The organism is Flavobacterium gawalongense (assembly GCF_007097265.1).
In the GTDB taxonomy this organism is placed as follows: Bacteria; Bacteroidota; Bacteroidia; order Flavobacteriales; family Flavobacteriaceae; genus Flavobacterium; species Flavobacterium gawalongense.
In genome coordinates, this window is sequence record NZ_VJZP01000073.1 from 1 (window position 1) to 2,245 (window position 2,245).

The window sequence follows — 2,245 nt, forward strand, 5'->3', positions numbered from 1 at the left end:
TATTTATGCTTTATAAATGTACAAACGACGAAAATTATATTCGAAATGATTTTAGTCCGCATTACGGATAGTCATATAATATTTTTAATTAATGCTACTTAATTGAAATACAGAATAGTTAACAAAGTTGCAATTGCAATAAATATCCAAAGCAAAATTCCTTGAAACAACGGTTTTACACCAACGGATTTCAATATGCTTCTGTTCAATCCTGCTCCGATTAAAAACAAGGTCAGTGTAAGTCCAATTTTAGCAATTGAAACCAAATATGGAGCAATTATCGCTGTTTTTGAAACATAATTATTCATTACCATTGCCAAAATAAATAATCCAATAAAATATGGGATTTTTATTCTGCTGGATTTGTTTTTGAAAACAACAGCGGTAATTAAAGCTACCGGAATAATCCATAAGACTCGAGCTAACTTTACCGTTGTGGCTATTTGCAATGCTTCAGGTCCAAATTTACTGGCTGCACCAACTACAGAACTCGTGTCATGGATGGCAATGGCACACCACAATCCAAACTCCTTTTGTGATAAATCCAACCAATGACCCACTGCTGGAAACAAAAATAAAGCAATTGAATTCAAAATAAATATCACTCCTAAAGCAATTGAAGTTTGTTTATCCTCAGATTTAATTACCGGAGCAATCGCAGCAATCGCACTTCCTCCACAAATTGCGGTTCCACAGGAAATCAGATGAGCCGTTTTCTTTTCAATTTTTAGCCATTTCCCTAAAAAAGTTCCCAGAATTAAAGTGCTTAAAATAGATGCAACAGTAAACAAGAAACCTTCTTTACCAGCCGATAAAGCACTGTTAACATTCATTCCAAAACCCAAACCTACCACAGAAACCTGTAGTAGAATGTTCGTTGCTTTATGGTTGAGATGTAAAAAAGGATGTCCGGAAAGATTCGCTACAATCAAGCCTAATAATAAAGCAATTGGTGGGGAAACAAAAGTAGTCATGCAAAATAATAACAATACACCAAAAATGATTTGTTGCTGTATTGTGCTTATTTCGAAAAAAAGCGGTGAAGGCTTTTGAATTAATTTTTGATTTGTTTCCAATGTAAAGTAGTTGAATTATTACTATACAAAGGTGAATGGATTAATCTGTATTAACCAATCGCAAAAAACAATCTGCTATAACTTTAAATTATAATAACTTGATATGTTTTTTATAAATAATTCAGATAATGCATCAACCTTTCCTTGTAAAGTAATGATATAGAAAAAGCGTTCAATCACAAAATTATCAATATCCAGAATAATCAATTCGTTATTTTTAAGCTCTTTTTCTATAGCATGAATAGAAATAAAAGCAACACAATCAGAATTCATTAAATAGGATTTTATACTTTCTGGACTTCCCAACTGCATTTCAATTTTCAATTGCGAAAGATTAATTCCAAAAGGTTTTAAGGCGTGTTCAATAACTTCAAGTGTTCCAGAGCCTTGCTCCCGAGTTACAAATTGCAGGTCTTTCAAATCCTCTAATGTAACTTGTTCTTTGTTTACCAAAGGATTGCTGCTATTGCAAACCAGAACTAATTCATCTTTTAAAAATTCGGTATATTTAATAGACTGATTTTTAGATTGCCCTTCTACAATTCCAATTTCAATCTCTTTATTTAATAATGCCTTTTCAATTTGCTCCGTATTTCCGTTCAGTAGATTCACTTTAATATCCTGCAATTTTTGATGAAAGCGGGCCAAAAGTGGTGGAATTATATATTGAGAAATTGTTGTGCTGGCTCCTAATCGAAGTAATCCCTTTTGTCGATTGATAAGCGCACTCATATCAAAATCAATTTCTCTATAGACTTCAAATATATTTTTGGTGTGTTTTAGCAATACTTCACCAGCATTGGTAAGCGAAATTTTCGAACCGTTTCTTTCAAAAAGTTTGATTTTATATTGTTCTTCTAACTCTTGAATGTGCTTTGAAATGGCGGGTTGCGTAATGAATAACTCTGTTGCTGCTTTTGTAAAACTCAATCTATTGGCGACAGTAAAGAATACTTTTAATCTAAAATCCATATTTGTATTTTTATTTATCATTACTTTATTTAAAAAAAAGCCACAAATTTCACGAATTTTGCACAAATTAAGACGAACTATTTTTAAGTTACTTTAATTCTTTGTTGTCAATTTTTAATCAGTAACTCACCTTACGCAAAAATATAATAAAAATTCATAGTTTTAACATTTGAGAAGTTGATAACATTTAGGGGCTA

At 31.6% G+C, this 2,245-nt stretch carries 2 protein-coding genes; both read right to left on the reverse strand.

The genetic code is table 11. From position 1 onward, the window contains the following. Window positions 1–98 precede the first annotated feature (98 nt). On the reverse strand, window positions 99–974 hold the full coding sequence (locus FNW38_RS17290) for a YeiH family protein (RefSeq protein ID WP_143388300.1): 876 nt from the start codon (window positions 972–974) through the stop codon (window positions 99–101). Between the two features lie 177 nt (window positions 975–1,151). Then, window positions 1,152–2,048: a LysR family transcriptional regulator gene (locus tag FNW38_RS17295; RefSeq protein ID WP_143388253.1), complete on the reverse strand. Its 897-nt coding sequence runs from the start codon at window positions 2,046–2,048 to the stop codon at window positions 1,152–1,154. Window positions 2,049–2,245 lie beyond the last annotated feature (197 nt).

Coding starts and splice junctions, on each gene's coding strand:
- FNW38_RS17290 (WP_143388300.1), bottom strand. CDS start 974: ATGACTACTTTTGTTTCCCCACCAATTGCTTTATTATTAGGCTTGATT.
- FNW38_RS17295 (WP_143388253.1), bottom strand. CDS start 2,048: ATGGATTTTAGATTAAAAGTATTCTTTACTGTCGCCAATAGATTGAGT.